The organism is Bacillus haikouensis, assembly GCF_013179555.1.
Classification (GTDB): Bacteria; Bacillota; Bacilli; order Bacillales; family Bacillaceae_B; genus Rossellomorea; species Rossellomorea haikouensis_A.
Genome location: NZ_JABMCR010000417.1, coordinates 1 through 2,688, shown reverse-complemented (window position 1 = coordinate 2,688; position 2,688 = coordinate 1). Strand labels below are relative to the sequence as shown.

The 2,688-nt window shown below is 45.1% G+C and carries 2 protein-coding genes and 2 riboswitches; both genes read right to left on the bottom strand.

The features are described 5' to 3' along the window. A partial coding sequence (locus HP456_RS22480) for a solute carrier family 23 protein (RefSeq protein ID WP_281358118.1) occupies positions 1-300 on the bottom strand: 300 nt, incomplete at its 3' end. Positions 301-420: 120 nt separating this feature from the next. Next, positions 421-522, bottom strand: a riboswitch (purine riboswitch). A 128-nt stretch (positions 523-650) separates the two neighbouring features. Then, a complete protein-coding gene (gene guaA, locus HP456_RS22475; protein WP_172255235.1) occupies positions 651-2,204 on the bottom strand; it encodes a glutamine-hydrolyzing GMP synthase in 1,554 nt (517 codons plus the stop codon). Positions 2,205-2,594: 390 nt separating this feature from the next. After that, positions 2,595-2,681: riboswitch (purine riboswitch) on the bottom strand. Positions 2,682-2,688: the final 7 nt, after the last annotated feature.

The window sequence follows — 2,688 nt, the reverse complement described above, 5'->3', positions numbered from 1 at the left end:
TGTTAACACTACGGTGTAAGCGAAGAATGCATTAAGCCCCATCCCCGGCGCCAGGGCAATCGGATATTTCGCAAGCAGTCCCATAATCAATGAACCAATTGCAGCAGCCAAAGCAGTTGCAACGAATACAGCACCCGCATCCATCCTCATGCTATCCGGAAGATCCGGTACTGATTGAAGCGTCAGTGTCAACGGATTGACTACCAGGATATAAGCCATGGATAAAAAGGTTGTCAGACCCCCGATTATTTCCCTTTTGTAATTGGTGCCCAGCTGTTCAAACTGAAAAAAATTCTTCATTTTTATATTCCTCCTCGTGCCGTCGCAGATCCCAAAATAAAAAAGCTCTGAACTACCAAGAGTTCAGAGCTTTGACTGCAAGATGAAAAATAGATTGGACCGCATTTGCAATAAATGAAGTCCGCCTATCAATCACCTCGTAGTCAAGCCATTTACGGCAGCTTGGTAGAAACGCTCGGGCCTTATTCCCGAAATTATACGACGTAATAGTAACTATAAATTTATTATGACAAGACTATTGTACCAACGGGAATGCCGGCAGTCAACAGAAAATCCGAACATTTTATAAAGTTAATTAAAAAATGTTCGGATTAAATCTGCAGCACCATCATGCCTTATTCAATTACTACCTACTCCCACTCGATCGTAGCAGGCGGCTTACTCGTTACGTCATACACCACGCGGTTTATGTGGTCGACTTCGTTCACGATACGTGTCGAGATTTTCTCAAGGACATCCCACGGGATACGGGCCCAATCTGAAGTCATCCCGTCAATCGATGTAACGGCACGGATTCCGATCGTGTAGTCATACGTTCTTGCGTCTCCCATGACGCCGACACTGCGGATATCGGGAAGGACGGTGAAATACTGCCAGATATCACGGTCAAGGCCGGATTTCTTGATTTCATCACGAAGGATATAGTCGGACTCACGTACGATTTCAAGCTTCTCTTCTGAAATCTCCCCAAGCACTCGAATACCAAGACCGGGACCAGGGAACGGCTGTCTCCAAACAATTTCATCCGGAATGCCAAGCTCAGATCCCAACGCACGCACTTCGTCTTTAAATAACGTATTTAAAGGTTCGATTAACGTAAACTGCATATCTTCAGGCAGTCCGCCAACATTATGGTGAGACTTGATAGTTTGGGCTGTCGCTGTACCACTTTCAATGATATCCGTATACAGAGTGCCTTGTGCCAGATACTCGATACCTTTTAATTTCGTAGCTTCGTCATCAAAGACATAAATGAATTCGTTACCGATGATCTTACGTTTTTGCTCAGGGTCAGAAACGCCTTTCAGCTTATCGAGGAACCTGTCCTGTGCATCCACCTTGATCACATTCATGTTAAAGCCGTCAGCGAATGTTTTCATGACGCTGTCCGCTTCCCCTTTACGCAGTAGTCCATGGTCAACGAAAATACATGTCAGTTGATCACCGATCGCCTTATGGATAAGAACCGCTACGACAGAAGAATCGACTCCGCCGCTCAGGGCGCATAGGACCTTTTTATCTCCGACGATCTGACGGATTTTATCCATCTCCATGTCGATGAAGCTTTCCATCGTCCAGTCGCCATCACATCCGCACACTTCGAATACGAAGTTCTTAAGCATCTCATTACCATGAACAGAGTGACGAACCTCCGGATGGAATTGAACCGCATAAAGACCTTTTTCTTCGTTGCTCATCGATGCAATCGGACATGATGGATTCGTGGCATTGACATCGAATCCTTCAGGGGCTTCTACTACAAGATCTCCGTGACTCATCCATACGACCTGCTCATCTTCAAGTCCTGAGAAGAGCTTTGACGTTTTCTCGATTTGAATGGCCGCTTTACCGTATTCACGGTGCTTGGCACGTTCTACTTTACCGCCGAAATGCATCGTCATCAGTTGCATGCCGTAGCAAATACCGAGGATCGGAACATCCAGATCGAAAATGCGTTCATCACAACGGAACGAATTCTCTCCATATACACTATTTGGTCCACCTGAGAAAATAATTCCCGTCGGATTCATTTCCTGGATTTCTTCCAGCGTGATGGTATGCGGGTGAAGCTCACTGTACACTCCGAACTCACGGATTCTTCGTGTGATCAATTGATTATATTGACTTCCAAAGTCTAATACGACGATCATTTCCTGATTATGCAATTCTTCTTTACCTAGCATTCAGTTCACCTCATCCAGTTATTATCTCTCTTTTGTGTATGATTCCCTTACCATCCACAATTACATCCTTTTTGTTAGCATTCTTTTGAAAAATAGCCCTCTTAACACCGCTGTTGATTTCCGTGCAAGACTTCGCTTTCCGCGGGTGACCTGTGAGCCTCCTCGTCGCTAAAGCTCCTGCGGGGTCTCACATTGGCCACTTCTCCCGCAGGAGTCTTTGTCTCGCACTCCAATCAACAGCTGGAGCCGGTCATCACCAACAATAAGCCTCTATCCTTGCATAAATCATACTGTTGATTTTAGACATCAAACACGCTCCCAAACAGCAAAAAAAACTAGACTCCGCCTGTATAAAGGCAGAATTCTAGTTTTTTGGCATGCATTGATGTCTAAATAGAACACTGCCTTCATAGTCCAGTCATTTACGGTGACCGGGTAGAAACTTTCGAACCATATTATCGAGGATATACGAAGGATGCTAACG

Coding starts and splice junctions, on each gene's coding strand:
- guaA (WP_172255235.1), bottom strand. CDS start 2,204: ATGCTAGGTAAAGAAGAATTGCATAATCAGGAAATGATCGTCGTATTA.